Source organism: Myxococcus llanfairpwllgwyngyllgogerychwyrndrobwllllantysiliogogogochensis, from assembly GCF_006636215.1.
Taxonomy (GTDB): Bacteria; Myxococcota; Myxococcia; order Myxococcales; family Myxococcaceae; genus Myxococcus; species Myxococcus llanfairpwllgwyngyllgogerychwyrndrobwllllantysiliogogogochensis.
On the sequence record NZ_VIFM01000680.1, the window covers coordinates 1 to 515 of the forward strand.

The 515-nt window shown below is 63.1% G+C and carries 1 protein-coding gene; it reads right to left on the reverse strand.

Translation table 11 applies throughout. The annotated features are described in order from the left end of the window. A partial coding sequence (locus FJV41_RS55450; protein WP_220137998.1) for a hypothetical protein occupies nucleotides 1-515 on the reverse strand: 515 nt, incomplete at both ends.

A 515-nucleotide genomic window follows, 5' to 3' on the forward strand; every position in this document is an offset into this window, starting at 1 on the left:
GCTTATGCACCGGATAGCTCTCGCTGGAGGCCAGCCTGCTGCTATCCAGCTGCGCCAGATCCAGCAGCTCGTTGGCGTCAGCCTGGCAGGCGAGAAAATCGGCTTCGGCGAGGATCGGCGAAGCAAGAAAAGGATCGTCGCTCATCGCCTCTTCGCTAAAGCGGTGCCAGACGCCCAGCTGTGGCTGCGGCAGTAAAGCCTGTAGCGTTTCACGCTGCTGACGCCAGGCGTGCAGGCGCGCCTCTTCGCTGGCCTGGGGCGACCAGTGCCAGACAAAGCGCCAGCTGTTGAGCGTGGCTGGCGGAAATTGGTTGGCGGCGAGCTGCAGGAAGCGCTGCAGCAGGTCACTGCGGGTGGTGACGCCGGTGTGTAGGATCACCTGCCAGCCCATCGCCGCCAGCCAGCTAAAAATCTGCTGCAGGTTGTACCAGCAGGCGTAGCCGGCCATCTGCGGATCGTCCCAGCCGGTGCCGAACAGCCGACTGCTGAGAAAGGGATCGTTGATATCGATGGCA